Here is a 17,321-nt window from a genome sequence, read left to right on the forward strand (position 1 = left end):
CGTGGGTGCTATCGCCTAACGACGCTATATTCCGGCAATGCGCCTTTCGGCGGAATGGACGACCCTTGCGGACGAGCGTATCTTGGAATATCTACGGGAGAACAAGAGCGGGACGCCGACAAAAATGGCGAACCACGAGAATATCCATTTCTCGCGGTCGTATCTATCCAAGCGGTGCAAGGTGCTGGTAGACCACGGGCTAATCGAGGACTACGGTAACGCGGTGTTCGTTCTCACCGACGAGGGAGAAGCGTACCTCACTGGCGAACTGAATCTTAACGAACTCGAACCCGACGAAGAGTAACGCCGGTCGTTCCCTAAACCGGAACGAGAAGCGTTCTGCCCCGCCTTTCGATGGTGGCCGTGCCACCAGCAAGCCGAGAGACGGCGTGAGTTGTGCGTGAGTGCGGTCGAAGCGCGACCGAGTAGATTGGACCGTCGTTTCTAACAGCCGTTCTGCGGCTCTGTGCGGCTGTGTGAGCGTGTTCTAATTCCCCAAAGTAATCTTGAACTACTTATTAATGCCCAAGAATAATAAGATTATGGAACGTAGGATATAGTAGGTACACTGCCTCTCCGGGGCTATTTCGACAAAAGCCCGCCTGTTAGAGCAGGCAGGCAGTGGCCTTCTGAAGGTGCCAGAAAGCCATGTCCAAATCCGTTATCGAGACTCTTGACGCTAACGAACAGGTAGAGAAACGAGCGCAATGGGAAGCCTTCGAGTTCACCGTCCACGGTGACGGCGACGTAGAAATGGTCAACGACTCCCACGCGGACGCCGACGACCACACCTACACCGTCCACGTCGAGGGCGGAATCCCATCGGACTGTGAATGTCCTGCGTGGGAATACCAGCCCGGTGCGTGCAAGCACATGGTTGCGGTAGCGATTCGAGAGCCGGTTCTCGAAGCGGCCAGCCGGGAACAGCCCGTCCGTGCTGACGGTGGTGTCACCCTCGCGGAGTTCACTACCGAGGACGACGACGAAGGCGGGTGCTGGTGTGACGACCACTCATTCCCGTGCTTCGGGTGCTACAACGACGGTCGGCGCGACCTGCCGGGTGAGGACGAATGACCCGACCGTCCCCGGCGGCGGCGCTGAACGGCGTACAGGTGGGTAACATCTGTGACCGGTGTAATAGGGGTATCAGAACGGGCGACAAAGCCGTAGTCTACGCGACCTACTACGACTCCGATGGGTGGGTCGTCCGGCGGGTGATGTGCGATTGCGGAAGCAGAACTATCGGACTGCCGACTGACGGTGCCGACGAGGTGATTGTCGAAGCCGTGTACTGGCGTGGTCGGCTCGTCGGCGTCAATACCGTGTGCCGGAGTCGGCCCTGACCAGCGTAGGAATTTTCAACCAGATGGGCCTCTCTTATGCTAATGTCTCGCCTTATCTACCATTCCGAGGGTGGTTATGCCCGTGCTGAATCGTCATTCGACAGAGCGATACGAGAAACAGCCGACGCCGAAAGCGTTCGGGTTGTCTGTCCGTACATCAGCCCAAGTTATCTGAAAACCGTCCTTGACCCTGCTGACGAGTGGCGGATTGTGACGGACGTGGAAGCGTGGATTGGAACGTTCGGTGGCAGTACGAGGGACGTGATACACGAGTTGATAGCGACGAACCGCGAGCGGATTCACCACTTCCCCGATGTTCACGCGAAGGCCGTCCTATCCGATGATTCGGCTGTCGTCGGCTCGGCCAACCTCACGGAGAAGGGCGTGGTCGGTCGGACAGAGATGGGGGTTCGGTTCACCGACGGCGCGAAGGTAGATGAACTGAACAGGTGGTTCACCCGACTCTGGTCTGAAAGTGGCCCCGTCGATAGCGAGGAATTGGACGAGTTCGTGGAATCGTCGCCCTCGACACCAACGACTCATGCCGGGTCTGGTACCTCGCTTTCCTCTGACGCCCCACGAGTGAGCGCGACCTTCGTAGACGATACCGAACCTACCACTGAAGACGTTGACGCCAACGAAGAGGCACACGAGACGCTGGTACAACGCGTTCAACAAGCCCCGAGCCGAGAATGGGCGACTGACTTCTTCGACCTGCTGAACGACCTGATAGCCGCGACTGGCCTTGCTGAAGACGACGCACGGCTGGTCACGTCCATCGCCCAAAGCGACCGAATCGCAGTGTCCATCAACAATCGCTACGTCTTCGGTGCGTTCTTTTCAGGCGAACCGACGACCGGGTTCATCGTCGGTGCCGACACCGAGAACGTAGACGAACTAATTGAGACTGCCGACGAACACATGGCGTTCAATGCCCTTTCTGGCGAAGCCACCGACGATACCCCCCATTGGGTCGAGTTCACCGAAGAGCCGGAACGAATGGTGTCACAGTCATTCCGTCGAGCGTGGATTAGCGCGGTCTACAGCGAGTTAGAGCGTGCGAGTGGGTCGCCATATCAGGACTCGCATGAGCCACTTGTTCACCGGGTGGCAGTTGATAAAAAGTATCGAAATAAGGTGCTTCAAGAATCATTTTAAACCCAATTAGAACTGACAAAATCCAACTAAAACCCACATTTAGTCTCTCGGCGGTTGGATATAGGAATCAGTAAGCATTTCTAATAACCCCTGTTGGCCAATCAACTTCATTCTCTCTCCATATGACTGTGCTTCTTGGACAGCATTCTTTGTGAACGTGCTACTGGTCACAATAACTGAATGAGTGGCATTCCCTTTTGCTAAAGGACTTGCCATTTCCCTAACAGTCGATGGGGTGACTTTACTCTTGCCGGGTGTATACTGCTTAACCTGAATTGCTACGATTTCATCGCCATTTTTAGCATATACATCAACACCCTCGTCTCCACTCTTGGAAGATACTTGAGTCGAATACCCGTAGTTCTCCCACAATTGAGCCACGAGTCTTTCAAACTGGTAGGGTGAATACTCAAACAAATCATTAGGTTCCCAGACCGTGTTAGAAATACGCTCTATTCGATTGTTCAACTCTCTTATTATTTCGGGGTCGCCTTCGGTGATTGCGGATTGTATTTTCTCTTGAGCCTCGCTCTCCACAATATCAGTTTGACTTATGTCAACGCTTCGTAGGAAATCCCGGATATTCTTGACTCGGTCACGGAGACGCTGATGTTTTTCAACTTCTTGCCTAATCTCACCAATAGCGATTGAATCAGGCGTAGATTCTAATTCTTGGATTATCTTATTCTTTGTCGCTTCGGTTGGGACTCTCCTGTTCCATTGTTGGATTTTATTCAACTCGATAGAGCAACTACGTAGTTCTCGAATTTTATTTGTATGTTCGATAGCGGAATCAGGCTTCGTATACGGGTCTGTCCTTTCTATAGCGGTATAAAAATGACTTTTAGAGACAATTCCGGAATCATCCTCAATATCGTCCAGTAATTTCTCTTTTTTCTCGATGCCATCTACTATCTTTTTTGACTTCTTTATTTCCGATTCATAACTACCTATCTGCAAGAAGTCACTCTGTTGAACGTCCTCAATTGTGTTCTTGAGTGGGTTCTCATACTCACCATTACCCACAGATTCTAACCTATTTTCAATTTCTCTATATTTATCATTTATCTTTGATATGCTCTCTAAACTATTGGTCACACTATTAATTTCCTCTTCAGCCTGCTCAATAGAATCATAGTTACTCGGGTCTACTGTTCTGATTCCATTAGATAGTGATTCAGTCTCTCCCGGATACGAATTGAATATGTCTTCAGACCTCGAAATTAAATCCCGATATTCCTGTTTGACCTTATGCCACTTGTACCTATCAAATCCTTTTTTACTACCAACTATTGAGGCAATCCCTGTACTGCTGACAACGGTACCCGTGATTATATCATCCGCAGTTTCTATTTTGTTTATAGACTTTCTGGCAAGTCGTTCAGATTCTTCGTACTTGGCCTGATTGTACGCCTGTTCGGCTCTACGAAGTAGGTCATCTCGACCAAGAAAGTTTGAGACAGAACGTTTTACTCCAAAGTATCCTCGTGCTTGTTTAGCCCGTTGTATCAACGTGTAGGCTCTTGACCCTTTAGGCCCAAAGGCGTGGACGACCCCTTTATTGTCAGTAACAAACAAATATTCACCAGCAATGACTGGCGAAGATGAAATTGGCGTACCAACGTCATATTGCCAGCGTGTTCCCCCATTCTGCTTATTCAATGCATAGACATTCCCGTTTTTAGAGCCTATAAATACAGTATTATCGTATACGATAGGGGACGAAATCAACTCTCGCAGTCCTTGTTTTTCCCACTGAACCCCACCTTGCTCTGTATCGAGAGCATAGAGAGTGCCACTTTCATCACCGCTAACTCCAATATATAGCGAATCTGAATCTACAGCAGGTGAAGATACTATCCAAGAATTGTACTGTTCGGGATTTTTCATCCACTCTATATTCCCGGAATCTGAATCAACACTAACGATATTTCCACTATCATCCCCGAAATATATTGAACCATTCTTTATTGCTGGCGAGGAAATGATACGGTCTACTTCCCTATTTTCCCAGACCGTTCTGGCCCCACCCTCATTTATTTCAAATTTCCCAATGCCTTCGTCAATAGGGGCATACAAGTATTCAGAATCATGGGCGGGAGTGGAAGTAGCACTGAAAAGTCCTGAAGAAGCAGAAGGTACTATTGAAAAGGATTTTTCGCCGGTCTCTGAATCGTAGGCATGATAGCCAGTTCCATCCTCATCACTACCGCCGATAATCACAAACCCAGAACCATCTGATTGTATATACTTTGGCGAACTCTCTTTGCTATTATCGGGATTATCGCCTTCAGTCCAACTCACGGTGCCGGAAGAAGATTGGATTTTTATTGTTGCCGCATATTGATTTGTTGAACCAACGTAGAGTGAGTCTCTCCATACTACGGACGAAGAGAATAATCTTCCATACGACTCCATATCATATTCCCAAATTTCTCTTCCGGTTGTTGCGTCTAACGCAAATACACCCCCTTGATACACGGGTGCATAAACAGTCCCGCCAACGACTGATGGTGACGGAGTGATAACCCGGTGATATGTATACCCTTCTTCGTATTCATTTGGGTTATCTATCTTACTACCACCGTCAAACGACCATGCCAACTCAAGAGGGAAATCCGAAGGCCCTACGTCCGACGATTTGACCCCTGTATTCTGTTTGTTCCCTCTAAATTCGGGCCAGTCCGACGCAAGCGAAGGGCCGGACAGTTCATTGCTTCGTTGTGCTGGCGAAATATCAGCAAGCGATACTCCAGAGGCGAATAACCCCAAAATAGACCTTCGAGAGAAACCCTCTGGCATTGGTATATAACTAACTTCGGACGGAGCGATATGATATTTATGACTGATTAGCAAGTCAACCTCAAATAGGGTGTATGTGTGATTCCAATAGCCCTATCAGAGAACTCTATACGCTCGTGTGAAGCCTTGAGGTACGCCTGTGCGACCGTTTTTGTGTTCCGAGAAAGTAGGTGAACCAACCACACGACACGCACCGCTATTCGTTCGGTTGCGAGAAAGAGGGAAGGGTCGTCCGGCCAAGGTCGTCCTTCCCCTGTCGTGGAAGAGGCTACGACAATGCAAAGTAGGAACGCTATCAGTAAGAATCCACCGTATCGGCCACCCACCTTGGACGGCGTTCGACGCCGCGTGGAACGAGCAATCAGAGGAATCTACAATGGACACGAGAACGTGCTACTCGAAGCCCTGCCGGTCGCAGGGAAATCCTATTCGGCCCTGAAAATCGCCAGCAAGAACGAGACGCCGTTGCTCTACCTCGCGTCCCGAGACTATCTGAAGCGGGACGCTGAAGAGTTGTGCGACACGTTTGGACTCACTTACAAGCGGATTCCCACTCCGTACAAGCACTGCCCTGCCTTCGATAGGAGCGACCAAGACCATTACGACGGTCGGGCAGTGAAATCATATGAGAACGGCGTTGGTGGTCGGGAAATCCATGAGCGACTTGACGACATACGGTGCGGCGGGGACTGTGGGTATCTTGACCTGCTTGACTTCGACCCGTCGGTACCAGACGTTCTAATTGGCGACCCGAGCCATGCCTACCGAGACGAGTACTTGAAGGGACGATTCGTGGTGAAAGACGAGTTCTCGGTGGGTGAGTTTGAAACCGAGTTCGAGAACCCGGAACAGGTCGTTGACTGCTTCCTTCAGCACGTCACCCTACGCTACGACAGTTATCAGGACGTACTGAACGCAAAGCCCGACAGCGACAGGTATGCCGACGCCCTCGATTGGTTCCGAGAACACGGCCTCTATCAGGACACCAGCAACGTTCTCAAATCTCCGAACGAAGAGTACCATGCACTCGCCCCAACCCTGACATTCGCGCTACTGGCCGGGCATGAGTTAGGGAATGAGTGGGAACGGCTACCTGTCTCGGATTGGGCTGACTTGCATGGTATCGACGCCTCGGGTATCAACTCGAACGCCATCTGCGTGCGCGACCGAGACGAAGATACGATGTACCTTCTCAATCCACCGAACTTCGATATTGGCGACGGCTTCCTCGGTTTAGACGGGACTCCGACGCCCGCGATGTGGCGAATAGCGACCGGCCTTGACCTTACGCACCGAGACGTTCTCGAAGACCGTGAGAAGCGAAAGTACGTCTCGGACGTGCTGAACCAGACCATCATTCGGACAAATGACGACCTAAAGCCATACCAGAACGACGCAGAGGGGCGTATTACGGCTCCGAAAGACACCCAAATCGCGCATTGGATACACCGGAAAGAAGGCGAGAAGCCCGGTCTAATCACCAGCAAGAAAGCGATTGACAACGTGTATCCGGAGTACAACGACGGTGAGTTGTTCAACCACGTTGGCACCTCTCGGAACTTCAGCAACGTCTTGAGTTACCAAGGCTTCGCGGACAAGCACCTCGGGTTCGTCTCCGGCTCTCGACACTACGGCGACCCCTACATCAAGAAATGGGGTGCGTATGCCGGAGAAGTCGTCACATCGAACGGTAAGCGGGGGACAGCGAAGAGTTACGGCGAGTTCGGCAACAAGATTCACCGACATATGAGGCGGCAGACGCTTCAGGACGTGCTTCGGTTCGGACGAGATACCAAACCTACGACGGTCTACGTGAACACGGCGGCGCTTCCCGAATGGGTGCCGAGCGAAGCGGCACACCTCGTTCTGTTCAGCGAAGACGCCCGAGAGGTAGCCGAGTATCTTCAGGAAAGGGGTGGCGAAGGTGGTCAAGTGAGTGAAATCGAAAATGGGACGAAAGTTAACGAGCGAAGCGCCCGGAAGAAGGCCGAAGCGCTCGCAGAGAACGGATTCGTGACCAAGTACGACGACCTTCCCGACGCGGCGGCGTATGTGTGGAACGACGCAGAATAACCCACAGTGATAACCGTATCAGAATATATTATCGCGTCCGAACAGCCCTACTCATAGTTGTTATTAGAGGGTGCGTTCGACCCTGTTAATAGAAGTGGGTGTTAGGATTACCAAGAGTTATTCGACGGTAGCGACTCTCGGATTGAGGTGTCGGAGTCCCTTCGACGCTGGTGAGCGAAGTATCCCGTGTCATTCCAAGTCAGGGGATGAATCAAACCTCGAATCTTCTGTGAGAGTTTGATTCTCTCTGCGGTTATTCCCCATTTCGGAATGACCCCCGAAACAGGAGAAAACCGGGTTTAAATACTTCTAACAGTGTTTTAGACGGCGTGAGTGGGTCGTACCACCACTCTACGAACGTGTGGGCCTGTCTCTGGTGGGGCCAGCCCGACTCGTCCACTTGCCTACACACTCGCACAGCAGAGACAGGCACCAGCAGAGCGCACAGAGAGGCAGGGGTGTGGTGAGGATACCCCTGACGGGCCGGGTGGATTGGTGGGGGTACGAGAGGCCGGGGGGACTGGCCCCGGTGGGGGTCGGTCGGGCCGGGACAGTCGGGGGCAGGGGCAGGGGTTCGAGAGGGGTGGTGATTTTCTCTGAAGCCCTCTCCGGCTCTCTCGATGTTGCATTTTCGAGGGTGAATCGAGCGCGTTCGTGCCGCTCTACTGGCCCCGTGTCGGTCGTGAGCGTCGTCCCTGTCGGCGCGAGTCATGCGTCGGCGTCGTGTCTCAAACCCGAGAGTAGTGAACTGGTGGCCGAGAGAGGGCGAGATTCCGGTGGTCGCCACCCCTGTTTTGTCGCAGTGAACATGACCACGCTGGGATAAATTTTATAACTATCGCGCATTTCAACTCTTTCCCTGATTCGGCGGTCTACAATGGGACGAGCAACACGCTGATGGTCGGAACGTCCCACAAAACTAACATTATCTGTCCTATCTGTGGTAGCGAAGTCAAGGGGGACACGGACACCTACCCTAACTTCGTCTGTAAGGACGGCGACCATGACATACTATGACCAGTCTACCGTAGAAAGAACTATTTGTAGGGACTGCTGGCGTGGCTATCATGGTTGGCGTCGTCAGTGTTGTCTACCGGTGGGCAATCCGCTATGACCCCGGCGGCCCCTTCTTGGATGTTCTCTCGGCAGTTGGTGCGACCGGTGCTGTTGCACTGGCCCTTCTCGGCGGTGGTCTGCTGGTCGCAATCAGTTGGTTAGTCGCACAACTTCAATAGACGACATAGAAGTTTTGTGTACCCTCAACCAAATCTCTCTTCATCAGCGTATGCTGTACTCAATTCTCCCCAAATAGTCATTTTGCCACTCCCCGAGGAAGTCTGAACTCGAACACGACCGATAGTTATGGGATTGCCTTCATCGACATCTCGCTCAATAGCCTTCTCATCAACAGCGTCCCAAATTATAGATCGCTCATCTCGATAAGTCGTAACATCAATTTTCCTTACTCTCCAAGTGTCTTCCAAGATGGACGAGAAGTCTGCGCAAGTGTTCCTTCCACCACGTGAGCGGTGCTTTGAACGTCTCCGTCTCGCCCGCTTCGGCGAGACGGTGACGTGTGTCCATTGCGAGAGTGACGACGTTGTCAAGCGCGGAACAACCGGAAAAGACGCCCAGCAGTACTGGTGCAAGGGGTGTGAGACGTACTTCAACGACCTCACAAACACGATCTTCGGCCAACATCGCTTCGAACTGGAAGAGATGTTCTATATCGTCAAGGAGATGCGATCTGAGCCGACCGCTCAGATCGCTCGTGACCTTGGCCGAGACTACGAAGCTGTTCTCAACTTCGTTCACAAAGTCCAGGATGTGAGCGGGGAGATCGATGAATTTGAGCTGTACGATGTCTGTGAAGCTGACGAGATCTACGTAACAGCTGGTGAGAAAGGGATCGAAGACGAGGATCAGAGTCCGCGCAAGCGCGGACTCAAAAAAAGGGACGAGGACGATTCGAATCAGACAAACCACCGGTGTTGACACTCGTCCGTCGGGATGACGGACGAGTTCGGTTTCTCGTCTGCAAGGATCTCCAAGACGCCGACGAAGACATCGCTGAATACGGTGATGGAAGCGTCATCCTCTGTACCGATGATTACACAATCTACGACGAGATCGAGGAGAAGGAGGGGGTGGACGGCCATCTGGCCGTCACCCACTCCGACACCTACGTCATCGGCGATGCCCACACGAACACCTGTGAGAACCGCCACAGCTTCCTTCGCCAGTGGCTGGCGAAGTTCAGAGGTGTCTCAAAACATCATCTCCAACGGTATCTCAATTTCCTTGAACTGAAACTCAATGAACCAGATAGCTGGTTCGAGAAACTCCTATGTTACAATGTATCGGGATGAGCGATTATAGATTTGACTTCTTCCTCGGGGCCGCCTTCAGGTATCCCCATGTGGTTTTCATCATCTGTGAAAGAGAGCGTTGTCTCACTCTCATATACAAAGAAGACAACATCTTGTTCTGTATTGAACTCATACCCTGACGCCTCATCAGGCAGAGGCACCTTTAGTTGGATTGGGTTGGTATCTATGGGGTCTGGCATAGGGTCATTGAGCATACATGACCGAATACACGGCAGACATATAATCGTTCATCACAGCCAAATCAGAATTGGGGGTAGTACTGAATGTGACCGAGAATGTAAAAGCATAGTTCAGTTTCACCACACGGCTGACTCCTATACCTCGCACACCGGATGAACAAGATATGGCAGACCCTTCAGCGGCTCTCGGCCCACTCTCGAAGTTGGTAGACGGTGCGTCCGACTACTACGAGTTTTGGAAGGACTACAAAGGTGAGGAAATCCTGATTCGGACGCACTCGGTAGCAGTTGGGGGCGACTCTGGTGACAGGGGAAACATCCGGCAAAACTCATACGTGATTCGGGGAACTGTTTCAGACGTTACATCTTTTCCACCGGGATTTCTGCTTGAGGATGTTGAAGAGTACGTTGAATTGAGTGACGCGAGGTTGATGTGGGGCGCGGGGCCGGAACCAATTGACGCTGTTGAGGGTAACAGGGGAAAGCAAACGCTTCGAGAGATAGATGAAAAGTATGTCTCCTTCAACGCGATTGAAGAGTTAGAACGTGCCGAAGCCGCTGATTCGGCAACAGAGCCTTTCAGAGAAGACGAAGAAGGAGATTAGCACTCGTACTCGTCAGTCGATAAGGCGCTTCTGCGCCCGGATTAGGTTGCGCTTCTGGTCGTCCAACTCTTCGTCGTCGTCCATGTCCTCTTCGACCATCGCCACGGCGTCGTCTTCGCTCTCGGGGATTCGGACAGGTGGGTTCTTGTCGTCGCTCATACCAGTTCAATCAGGCGCAAAGCGTGAATCACTTTGGGTGGCTTACACCCCTTCGAGGTAGCCACGACGTTGTTCGACCTTCACCTCCTCGTCCCGCCGGTCGTAGTGTGCTTCAAGCACCTCACGAGAGACGTTCATCCTGTCGGACACCACGTCCACCGGCACATCTTCGGTCAAGTGGTGGGTAATCGCACCACGACGCCACGCGTGGGGACTCCGAGACGAGGGACAGACTGACGGGGCTTTCTCCGGTGGGTTCAGTGCTTGGCAGGTGTCGGTGTCCCGACTGTGGGGACAATGCCCGCCGTTGTACTGACAGGGGTGCGTCCACCGATAGCAGGTTTCTCGAATGGTTGATTTCGAGACGCGCCCGAACTGCGTAGTCAGTAGCGGCTCCCGTCCCCGCTCGTCGGTCACGTCTTCGCGGTTGTGGTCGATGTAGTCATTCAGGACTTGGCACACGTCGGAACTCAAGGCGATTAGCCGCTCGCCCTTCTCCTTGTTCTTCAGGGGCGTCTCGGGTCGGTGCTTTGCGCGGAGCCACTGGTTCTCTCGGTCGTAGTCTCGCAGGTCGAACGACCGGACAGTCCCCGACCGCGCCCCACAGCGCCACAACAAGGTCAAGAGCGCGTGCTGTAGTGACGCGTACTCGAACCGCGCGAGGTGGTCGAGTATGTCCGTCGCGGCGTCGGGGGCAAGTAACACGTCGCGCTCTCGGTCGCCATCGTTCAGCGAAGGCGAGAGAACCTTGTTGTGTAGGTCTTGCTTGACGGCGTCGATGGACTCGCACCATTTCACAAACGCCCGCAGAGCGTCGAGTTGGCCCTTGAGGGAAACGCTGTTCAGGTCTTGAGCGCGGTACTGCTTGAATCGAAGCAGGTCACGCCCCGAGAGCGAGTTCAGGTTCTCTACGTCTTCCGCTTCGCACCACTCTACGAACTTTTCGAGTTTGTAGCGGTAAGAGTCGATGGTGGCGTCGGCTAATTCGTTCTGACGGTCACGCAGGTAGAGGCGAACTGCCTCGTCCGGAGCGATGGGTTCGAGCGTGGTTTCGGGCATTGGTGAACATCTCTGAAAGCCCGACAGAGGCCGCGAGCGGCGCGATGAGCCGGTCGTAGTCGAAGCCGACCGGGACGATGTGGGTTTGCATACGCTATACTTCGGCGGCGTCTTTATCAATCCCCTCAAGTAGGGTAGCGTTCAGTTGTAGATTTCGTTTGTTTGTATCTTCTCCATCACAGGATTCACGAGAATCGTCACACGCTCCCGTCGTTTTCGGTGCCAAACAATTAAGAGACCACAGCAGGTATCTGCAGACGAGATGGCTAAGAAACGCGACGTTCCCACGGCTGAGAAGGTCGCTACAGCAGTTGATGGTGACGTAGTGACCGCTCAGCGGGCGCTCCGTGCTGTCAAGTTCAACGACGACACGGACGAATAGCGGCTTTCTGTGTCTTCTGATTTTCCTTCATCCGAGTTCGAATTCCAAATACAGGAGATTGTCGGAGAAACCGTACATCCGAAGAGAGGTATTAACGGCGGCAACCGAACACGTCTGAGCGTAGCCAAACGTACTCTCGATCAGAATTATTTTGAGATAGACGAGTATATCGACGGCGATCTTGAGACGAACCCGGTATTCATCTGCCACAATAAGAAGCGAGAAGAGGAAGGTTTTGAGGCACTTCGACTTCTCCACAATTATCTCGCATCCCTCTATTCGTTCAACGAAACCATCCGCGTTCTCTTCAATCAGCATTCCCCCGATGGGATCTCGGTCTCGAGTAGCGATTTCACACCTTCCTCAGGGGGAACAGATCGACTACATTACAGCAGGAAGTTAGCGTTTCTTCGCGGCTTGAGGACTGATTTCCAACACGGTGGCTTCTCATGTTTCGAATTCAATAAGACAGGAACGCTGGGAGATTTCGCCGGGTATCACATCATCTTTGATCGAGACGCGTTCATGGATGACAGCGGTCTGCATGACCCAAACCGCTTCTTACGACACAGTAACACAAGTGAACAGCAGTATCCCCTGTGCTTTCTTGGACGATTCCACAAAAACACGCTTCAGGCCTTCTATGAGGATACCGAAGCGTGGTTCGATTCGTACTGAGCGTATTTCGCCTATCACTCTCCCTCTCTGCGCGGATATCACCTGATAACGTATGCTGTAGGCCATTTCCGAAGCAACCACGAGCCGACCGGCGGTGTTCCGAACACAGTTACAGCAGGCATTGTGAGATGGTGGTTTTGCTTATAGTCAGCTTACAGATACAAGAAATCACATCGACTCGCGTCTCGTCGTCTCGAGCTAGCTCTCGTCGCCGTCGTCGGACTCGGAACCGATCTCGAGCGTTCGCACGACCTCGAGGATCGTCTTCCGGTCCCGTTCTGGGTCGACCGCGAGGTCGGCCTCGAGTTCGGCCGGGGCCTCGAGTGGCAGCGTGCCGCCGGCCATCCCGTAGTCGGTCTCGGTGGGCCAGACGGCGACGTGGGTTTCGGCGGTGATCGCCTCTGCGTCGTCGGACGAAAGCGCAGGGTCGACGGGGCAGGCGGTCTCGAGGACGTACCGCTTGCCGGTGGTGCCGTCGGCGCGTTCGAACCGCGTCGACTCGCGTTCGCCCTCGACGATCAGGCCGTCCCCCTCGACGCTCTCGACGAACTGGCCTTTCGCCTTCGAGGCGGCCATCCCGAGGACCGTCCCCGGAGCGACGCCCAGCGATGTCAGCGACGGCCGAATCGACAGGTCGATCGCGAACAGCGACCTGACGGGGATCTCGACGCCGTCCGTGTCGAGCGCCTCGAGCGCGTCGGCAGTCGGGACGTGTTCGTACAGCGTCGTCTGCGAGGTCGTCGAGACCAGTCCCAGTCGGCTTTTCTGGGTGCGGGTTCCGACGACGCGCCACGTCTCGCGGTGGGCCGGGGGCAACTCGATCGGCATCGACCTCGAGTTCGCGGTCGATGGCCTTCGAGGTGGCGATCTCCCGCGGTCGAGAGGGACGCGTCGCGTATCCGTGGCGACCGTCTCCGAGACGGTTGCCGGCCGAGTCCTCGAGGGCTCCAGGGACGGGTCACGACTCCTGTCGGCGGGGAACCCACCGATAAGCGGTATCTTCTCTCGACGCCGGACAGTAGATTTATCTCGCTACAGGTCAACGATCAGAACGGAAGCCGCTCTCCGAGGGGACACGAATCGAAGTGTCCCGGGTGTGGCCGCACCCGAGACTGGCTTCCAACCCGCGAGGGTTCGAAAGCCATGCCCGGATTCGTCCTACCGAGACATAAACGTCTCGCACGACCGACGTATCGCCGTCGAGTGACGACGCCGAACGCGACTCGGTGTCGAGACGGCGGCCGTGACGGTCGCTGGACCGTCCGGTGTGCCGATCCACGTGGCTGTCGGACCCTCGAGACACTCGCATCGAGCGACTGACCACCCTCGAGGGCGACCACCACTATCGGCGATCCACCACCATCCACCGTTCGAAGCCGCGTCCTCGAGGTCTCCGTTCTTCGGTATCCAGCAATACGTGCACGCTCGAGCGAGACAGAAGCGGCGGCTCGACTCGATCTCTTTCTCTCGACACTCCCGAAGACGGGCGACTGTCTGGAGATGGCTGTGTAGCGCTCTTTCCGATAGCGCAACGATCGGGAGACGTGCTCGTTTTTAAGGACGCACAGCGGTCCGTATCGATGTGGCCTCGAGTCTCGATACGCGGCTGGCCGTCAGTCGGCTCCGAGTCCGTCGAAGTAGATCGCCCGCCGTTCGTCCGCGGCGGGCGAGGTGACCGCGGAGACGCCGACGGTGAGGACGAGTCCGAGCAGCATGCCGACGATACCGGCCGTCCAGCCGGCGTAGCTGGCCGGAACCGCGTCGACGAAGAGACTCGAGAGGTAGAACGCCTGGCTGGCGACGACGCCGACGAGGATGCCGGTTCGGGTCGTCCGTCGCCAGTAGAGGGCGACCATGACGGGCAAGGCGAGCTGTGCGAACCCGGAGAACGCCGCGTCGCCGAGTTCGAACAGCGTGGCGGGGTTGACGAGGCTCGCGAGGTACGCCGCGACGGCGAAGACGACGACGCCGGCGCGGGCGAGCAGGTCCTCACGGCGCGCGGGGAGGTCCGCCTCGACGAAGGGACGGTAGAGGTCTCGGGTGAAGTACGACGACCCCGACAGCAGCATCGAGTCCGAGGAAGACATCATCGCGGCCATCGCGCCGGCGACGACGACGGCGGCGAACCAAAGCGGCGTGTACTCGGCGAGGATCAGCGGCAGGACGTTCTCGCCCACTGCGGCCTCGATGCCGAGTCCGCGAGCCCACGCGCCGAGCATGAACGCGGGGACGAAAAGCAGGACACAGAGGATCGGCCAGAGCGTAAACGACCGTTTGAACACCGTCTTCGACCCGGCGACGAAAAACCGCTGGTTGACCTGCGGGAACATCGCGACGCCGAAGCCGATCGTGATCGCCGTCGAGAGCATCCACTGTGGCGTGTACAGTCCGCCGCCGAGCGCGAGGTGCTCCGCGGCGGCCTCCTCGAGTCCCGCCGTCGCGACCTCGGGGCCGCCGACGGCCGCGAGCACCCACAGCGTGGCGGCCCACGTCACGAGGAGCATGAACGCCCCCTGGAGGGTGTCGGTCCAGGCGATGCCGCGCATCCCGGCGAGGACGACGTAGACGATCATAAACGCCGTAATGAGGCCAGCTCCGGCCGCATACGAGACGGCACCGTCGGTCAGCGCCTCGAGTGCGGTCCCGGCCCCGACCTGCTGGAGCATCACGTACGGGAACAGCCAGAGGAGGCTGATGCCGGCGACCAGTCCCCGGAGGGTCCGGGAACCAAAGCGGTCGCCGAGCATCTCGCCAAGGGTGACGTAGTCGTACTGGCGGCCGAGCAGCCACTGTTTGTAGCCGACGACGTACCAGAGGATCGCGAAGATGATCCCGTCCATCACGCCCATGACGAGGATCCACTCGGGCCCGTTGTGGTAGGCAAGGTTCGGCCCGGCGAAGAACGTAAACGCCGACAGCAGGGTCGCAAACGTCGTAAACAGGAGCACGACGGTCCCGAGCGTGCGACTCGCGAGGTAGAAGTCCTCGGCGGTGCGGTCTGTCATCCGGTAGGCGACGAGGCCGACGAGGAGCGCGAGCACGAGGTAGCCGACGACGATCCCCAGCTGGAGCGAGAGGCTCATCGGGTATCACCCCGGCTTGTCGGGCTCGTTTCTCCGGTTTCGATGCCGATTCCCCACGCTCGAGTCGCGAACAGCCGGAAGACCGCCGACGCGAGCACCATCCAGCCGACGTGCCACCACACCCACACCGGCAGTCCGGCGACGACCGTCGCCGTTCCCCACAGGAACCACGGGATCGACAGGGCGACGAGAACCACCGCGATGGCGATCCACACTCCGAGTTCGACGCGACGCATGGTGACAGGTGACCACTCGAGGTGCGTAATTGTTTCTATTCGGACCCAGGTATTGAAGACATTTCTTCATCACACTGCCTGGCTGTTCGATCGAGGAGTCGCCTTCGGCAAGGTAAAAGGACGATTTTACCTATAGAAAGGAGTATACGTGTCGTCGAACGAACTCGAATAGCATCCACTATGGCCCGTCTGTTCCCCCTTCGGTCGGACACCTCTGCTTCGGAGGGACAGCCGCGGGTCGTCGACCTGGAGGACGAGGACGCCGACGCGGTGTTTGGCGCACTTTCGTCGACGACGGCTCGCCAGATTTACGCCAGGCTGGACGACGAACCCGGGACGCCGAGCGACGTCGCCGAGGCGATCGACTCCTCGATCCAGAACGTCCGCTACCACCTCGAGAAACTCGAGGACGCGGGGCTGGTCGAGGTCGTCGACACCTGGTACTCCTCCCGGGGCAACGAAATGAGTGTCTACGCGACGGCCAACGGTCCGTTGATCGTCACGAGCGACGAGTCGCGGGCCGCGAAGCTGAAAGATGCGATCTCGCGGTTTCTCGGCGGCGTCGTGGCCCTGCTGGGGGGCAGTCTGCTGGTCCAGTACATGGCCTACCGGTTTTTCAGTCCCGCGGGAACGGGGGCGGGGACCGGATCCGAGACAGATTATACGTTGCAAGGGGGTGACGATGCGGCCGATTCCGGCGGTGCCGACGCCGGTGGGACGGACGACACAGCCGACGCCGGTGAGACGGACGACGCGGCCGACGCTGACGGCACGGACGACCAGACGGACGCAGAGCAAGAGCAGATCGACGAGGAGTCGGCAGATGGGGACGAGGGAGACGTGACAGCCGACAGTACGGACTCGGACGGCAGTGACGGTGACGACGTCGGAACGTTCGACTCCGAGGACGCGGAACCGACGTCGGACGCCGGGAACGACGCCGGCGGTGGCGCTGCCGACTCGAGCCCCGAGCACGACGCCGCCCCGGACAGCGCGGACGGCGTCGAGAACGGTGCCGACCAGGCGACAGACGTCCTCGATCAGACGACCGACGTCCTCGACGCTGCGTCGACGCTCCCGCCCGGCCTCCTCTTTTTCCTCGGCGGCCTGGTCGTCCTCACGATCGTCGTGGGTTACTGGTACTGGTCGTCCCAGCGAGTTGCCCGATAACGCC

17 protein-coding genes are annotated in these 17,321 nt (G+C 55.9%); 9 read left to right on the forward strand and 8 right to left on the reverse strand.

What is annotated here, in order from left to right:
• Positions 1 to 37 precede the first annotated feature (37 nt).
• The 4 genes from MU558_RS03030 (at position 38) to MU558_RS03040 (ending at position 2,501) form a co-directional block, all read left to right on the forward strand.
• Positions 38 to 304 (forward strand): winged helix-turn-helix domain-containing protein, encoded by a 267-nt coding sequence (locus MU558_RS03030; RefSeq protein WP_246971854.1) that lies wholly within the window; start codon positions 38 to 40, stop codon positions 302 to 304.
• Between the two features lie 344 nt (positions 305 to 648).
• Entirely contained in the window at positions 649 to 1,074 is a 426-nt protein-coding gene (locus MU558_RS03035; protein WP_246971857.1) for an SWIM zinc finger family protein, read from the forward strand.
• A complete protein-coding gene (locus tag MU558_RS23505) occupies positions 1,071 to 1,343 on the forward strand; it encodes a DUF8112 family protein (RefSeq protein ID WP_377071379.1) in 273 nt (90 codons plus the stop codon). The genes MU558_RS03035 and MU558_RS23505 overlap by 4 nt, the downstream gene beginning before the upstream one ends.
• A 42-nt stretch (positions 1,344 to 1,385) precedes the next feature.
• Positions 1,386 to 2,501, forward strand: coding sequence for a phospholipase D family protein (locus MU558_RS03040; protein WP_246971860.1), 1,116 nt, complete (start codon positions 1,386 to 1,388; stop codon positions 2,499 to 2,501).
• Positions 2,502 to 2,540: 39 nt separating this feature from the next.
• Here the strand turns inward: MU558_RS03040 and MU558_RS03045 are convergent, their stop codons facing one another.
• Positions 2,541 to 5,303, reverse strand: coding sequence for an outer membrane protein assembly factor BamB family protein (locus MU558_RS03045; protein ID WP_246971861.1), 2,763 nt, complete (start codon positions 5,301 to 5,303; stop codon positions 2,541 to 2,543).
• 348 nt (positions 5,304 to 5,651) lie between these two features.
• Here MU558_RS03045 and MU558_RS03050 point away from each other — a divergent pair, with 348 nt between their 5' ends.
• The 3 genes from MU558_RS03050 to MU558_RS03060 all read left to right on the forward strand — a co-directional run bounded on the left by MU558_RS03050 (position 5,652) and on the right by MU558_RS03060 (position 9,745).
• The gene (locus MU558_RS03050) at positions 5,652 to 7,376 is read left to right on the forward strand and encodes a hypothetical protein (RefSeq protein WP_246971862.1); all 1,725 of its coding nucleotides are present in this window, start codon (positions 5,652 to 5,654) and stop codon (positions 7,374 to 7,376) included.
• A gap of 1,067 nt (positions 7,377 to 8,443) precedes the next feature.
• Positions 8,444 to 8,611 carry a hypothetical protein gene (locus tag MU558_RS03055; protein ID WP_246971863.1) on the forward strand — a complete coding sequence of 56 codons (168 nt, stop codon included), beginning with the start codon at positions 8,444 to 8,446 and terminating at the stop codon, positions 8,609 to 8,611.
• A gap of 250 nt (positions 8,612 to 8,861) precedes the next feature.
• Positions 8,862 to 9,745, forward strand: a protein-coding gene (locus MU558_RS03060; RefSeq protein ID WP_015310310.1) for an IS1595-like element ISNpe28 family transposase whose coding sequence is annotated in 2 segments (ribosomal slippage) — positions 8,862 to 9,324 and positions 9,324 to 9,745 — 885 coding nt in all. Because the reading frame shifts where the segments join, the coding sequence is not laid out codon by codon here.
• Here the strand turns inward: MU558_RS03060 and MU558_RS03065 are convergent.
• A complete protein-coding gene (locus MU558_RS03065; RefSeq protein ID WP_246971864.1) occupies positions 9,727 to 9,960 on the reverse strand; it encodes a hypothetical protein in 234 nt (77 codons plus the stop codon). The genes MU558_RS03060 and MU558_RS03065 overlap by 19 nt on opposite strands.
• A 149-nt stretch (positions 9,961 to 10,109) precedes the next feature.
• Between MU558_RS03065 and MU558_RS03070 the strand changes: the two genes are divergently transcribed.
• Positions 10,110 to 10,550 (forward strand): hypothetical protein, encoded by a 441-nt coding sequence (locus MU558_RS03070; protein WP_246971865.1) that lies wholly within the window; start codon positions 10,110 to 10,112, stop codon positions 10,548 to 10,550.
• A gap of 12 nt (positions 10,551 to 10,562) precedes the next feature.
• Here the strand turns inward: MU558_RS03070 and MU558_RS03075 are convergent, their stop codons facing one another.
• From MU558_RS03075 to MU558_RS03100, 6 genes are all read right to left on the reverse strand, one after another.
• The gene (locus tag MU558_RS03075; protein WP_246971866.1) at positions 10,563 to 10,709 is read right to left on the reverse strand and encodes a hypothetical protein; all 147 of its coding nucleotides are present in this window, start codon (positions 10,707 to 10,709) and stop codon (positions 10,563 to 10,565) included.
• Between the two features lie 42 nt (positions 10,710 to 10,751).
• The gene (locus MU558_RS03080) at positions 10,752 to 11,768 is read right to left on the reverse strand and encodes a tyrosine-type recombinase/integrase (protein ID WP_246971867.1); all 1,017 of its coding nucleotides are present in this window, start codon (positions 11,766 to 11,768) and stop codon (positions 10,752 to 10,754) included.
• A 409-nt stretch (positions 11,769 to 12,177) separates the two neighbouring features.
• The gene (locus MU558_RS03085; protein ID WP_246971868.1) at positions 12,178 to 12,468 is read right to left on the reverse strand and encodes a hypothetical protein; all 291 of its coding nucleotides are present in this window, start codon (positions 12,466 to 12,468) and stop codon (positions 12,178 to 12,180) included.
• A 558-nt stretch (positions 12,469 to 13,026) separates the two neighbouring features.
• Entirely contained in the window at positions 13,027 to 13,656 is a 630-nt protein-coding gene (locus MU558_RS03090; RefSeq protein ID WP_246971869.1) for a DUF6517 family protein, read from the reverse strand.
• Positions 13,657 to 14,441: 785 nt separating this feature from the next.
• A complete protein-coding gene (locus tag MU558_RS03095) occupies positions 14,442 to 15,911 on the reverse strand; it encodes a sodium:solute symporter family protein (RefSeq protein WP_246971871.1) in 1,470 nt (489 codons plus the stop codon).
• Positions 15,908 to 16,147, reverse strand: a complete 240-nt coding sequence (locus MU558_RS03100; RefSeq protein ID WP_246971873.1) for a DUF3311 domain-containing protein — start codon at positions 16,145 to 16,147, stop codon at positions 15,908 to 15,910. The genes MU558_RS03095 and MU558_RS03100 overlap by 4 nt, the downstream gene beginning before the upstream one ends.
• Positions 16,148 to 16,327: 180 nt before the next feature.
• Between MU558_RS03100 and MU558_RS03105 the strand changes: the two genes are divergently transcribed.
• Positions 16,328 to 17,317 carry an ArsR/SmtB family transcription factor gene (locus MU558_RS03105; RefSeq protein ID WP_246971874.1) on the forward strand — a complete coding sequence of 330 codons (990 nt, stop codon included), beginning with the start codon at positions 16,328 to 16,330 and terminating at the stop codon, positions 17,315 to 17,317.
• Positions 17,318 to 17,321 lie beyond the last annotated feature (4 nt).

It is taken from the genome of Natribaculum luteum (assembly GCF_023008545.1).
Classification (GTDB): domain Archaea; phylum Halobacteriota; class Halobacteria; order Halobacteriales; family Natrialbaceae; genus Natribaculum; species Natribaculum luteum.

Excerpts from the sequence above, each read along its gene's own strand:
- MU558_RS03030 (WP_246971854.1), top strand. The coding sequence starts at position 38 with ATGCGCCTTTCGGCGGAATGGACGACCCTTGCGGACGAGCGTATCTTG.
- MU558_RS03035 (WP_246971857.1), top strand. The coding sequence starts at position 649 with ATGTCCAAATCCGTTATCGAGACTCTTGACGCTAACGAACAGGTAGAG.
- MU558_RS23505 (WP_377071379.1), top strand. The coding sequence starts at position 1,071 with ATGACCCGACCGTCCCCGGCGGCGGCGCTGAACGGCGTACAGGTGGGT.
- MU558_RS03040 (WP_246971860.1), top strand. The coding sequence starts at position 1,386 with ATGTCTCGCCTTATCTACCATTCCGAGGGTGGTTATGCCCGTGCTGAA.
- MU558_RS03045 (WP_246971861.1), bottom strand. The coding sequence starts at position 5,303 with ATGCCAGAGGGTTTCTCTCGAAGGTCTATTTTGGGGTTATTCGCCTCT.
- MU558_RS03055 (WP_246971863.1), top strand. The coding sequence starts at position 8,444 with ATGGTTGGCGTCGTCAGTGTTGTCTACCGGTGGGCAATCCGCTATGAC.
- MU558_RS03065 (WP_246971864.1), bottom strand. The coding sequence starts at position 9,960 with ATGCTCAATGACCCTATGCCAGACCCCATAGATACCAACCCAATCCAA.
- MU558_RS03070 (WP_246971865.1), top strand. The coding sequence starts at position 10,110 with ATGGCAGACCCTTCAGCGGCTCTCGGCCCACTCTCGAAGTTGGTAGAC.
- MU558_RS03075 (WP_246971866.1), bottom strand. The coding sequence starts at position 10,709 with ATGAGCGACGACAAGAACCCACCTGTCCGAATCCCCGAGAGCGAAGAC.
- MU558_RS03080 (WP_246971867.1), bottom strand. The coding sequence starts at position 11,768 with ATGCCCGAAACCACGCTCGAACCCATCGCTCCGGACGAGGCAGTTCGC.
- MU558_RS03085 (WP_246971868.1), bottom strand. The coding sequence starts at position 12,468 with ATGCTGATTGAAGAGAACGCGGATGGTTTCGTTGAACGAATAGAGGGA.
- MU558_RS03090 (WP_246971869.1), bottom strand. The coding sequence starts at position 13,656 with ATGCCGATCGAGTTGCCCCCGGCCCACCGCGAGACGTGGCGCGTCGTC.
- MU558_RS03095 (WP_246971871.1), bottom strand. The coding sequence starts at position 15,911 with ATGAGCCTCTCGCTCCAGCTGGGGATCGTCGTCGGCTACCTCGTGCTC.
- MU558_RS03100 (WP_246971873.1), bottom strand. The coding sequence starts at position 16,147 with ATGCGTCGCGTCGAACTCGGAGTGTGGATCGCCATCGCGGTGGTTCTC.
- MU558_RS03105 (WP_246971874.1), top strand. The coding sequence starts at position 16,328 with ATGGCCCGTCTGTTCCCCCTTCGGTCGGACACCTCTGCTTCGGAGGGA.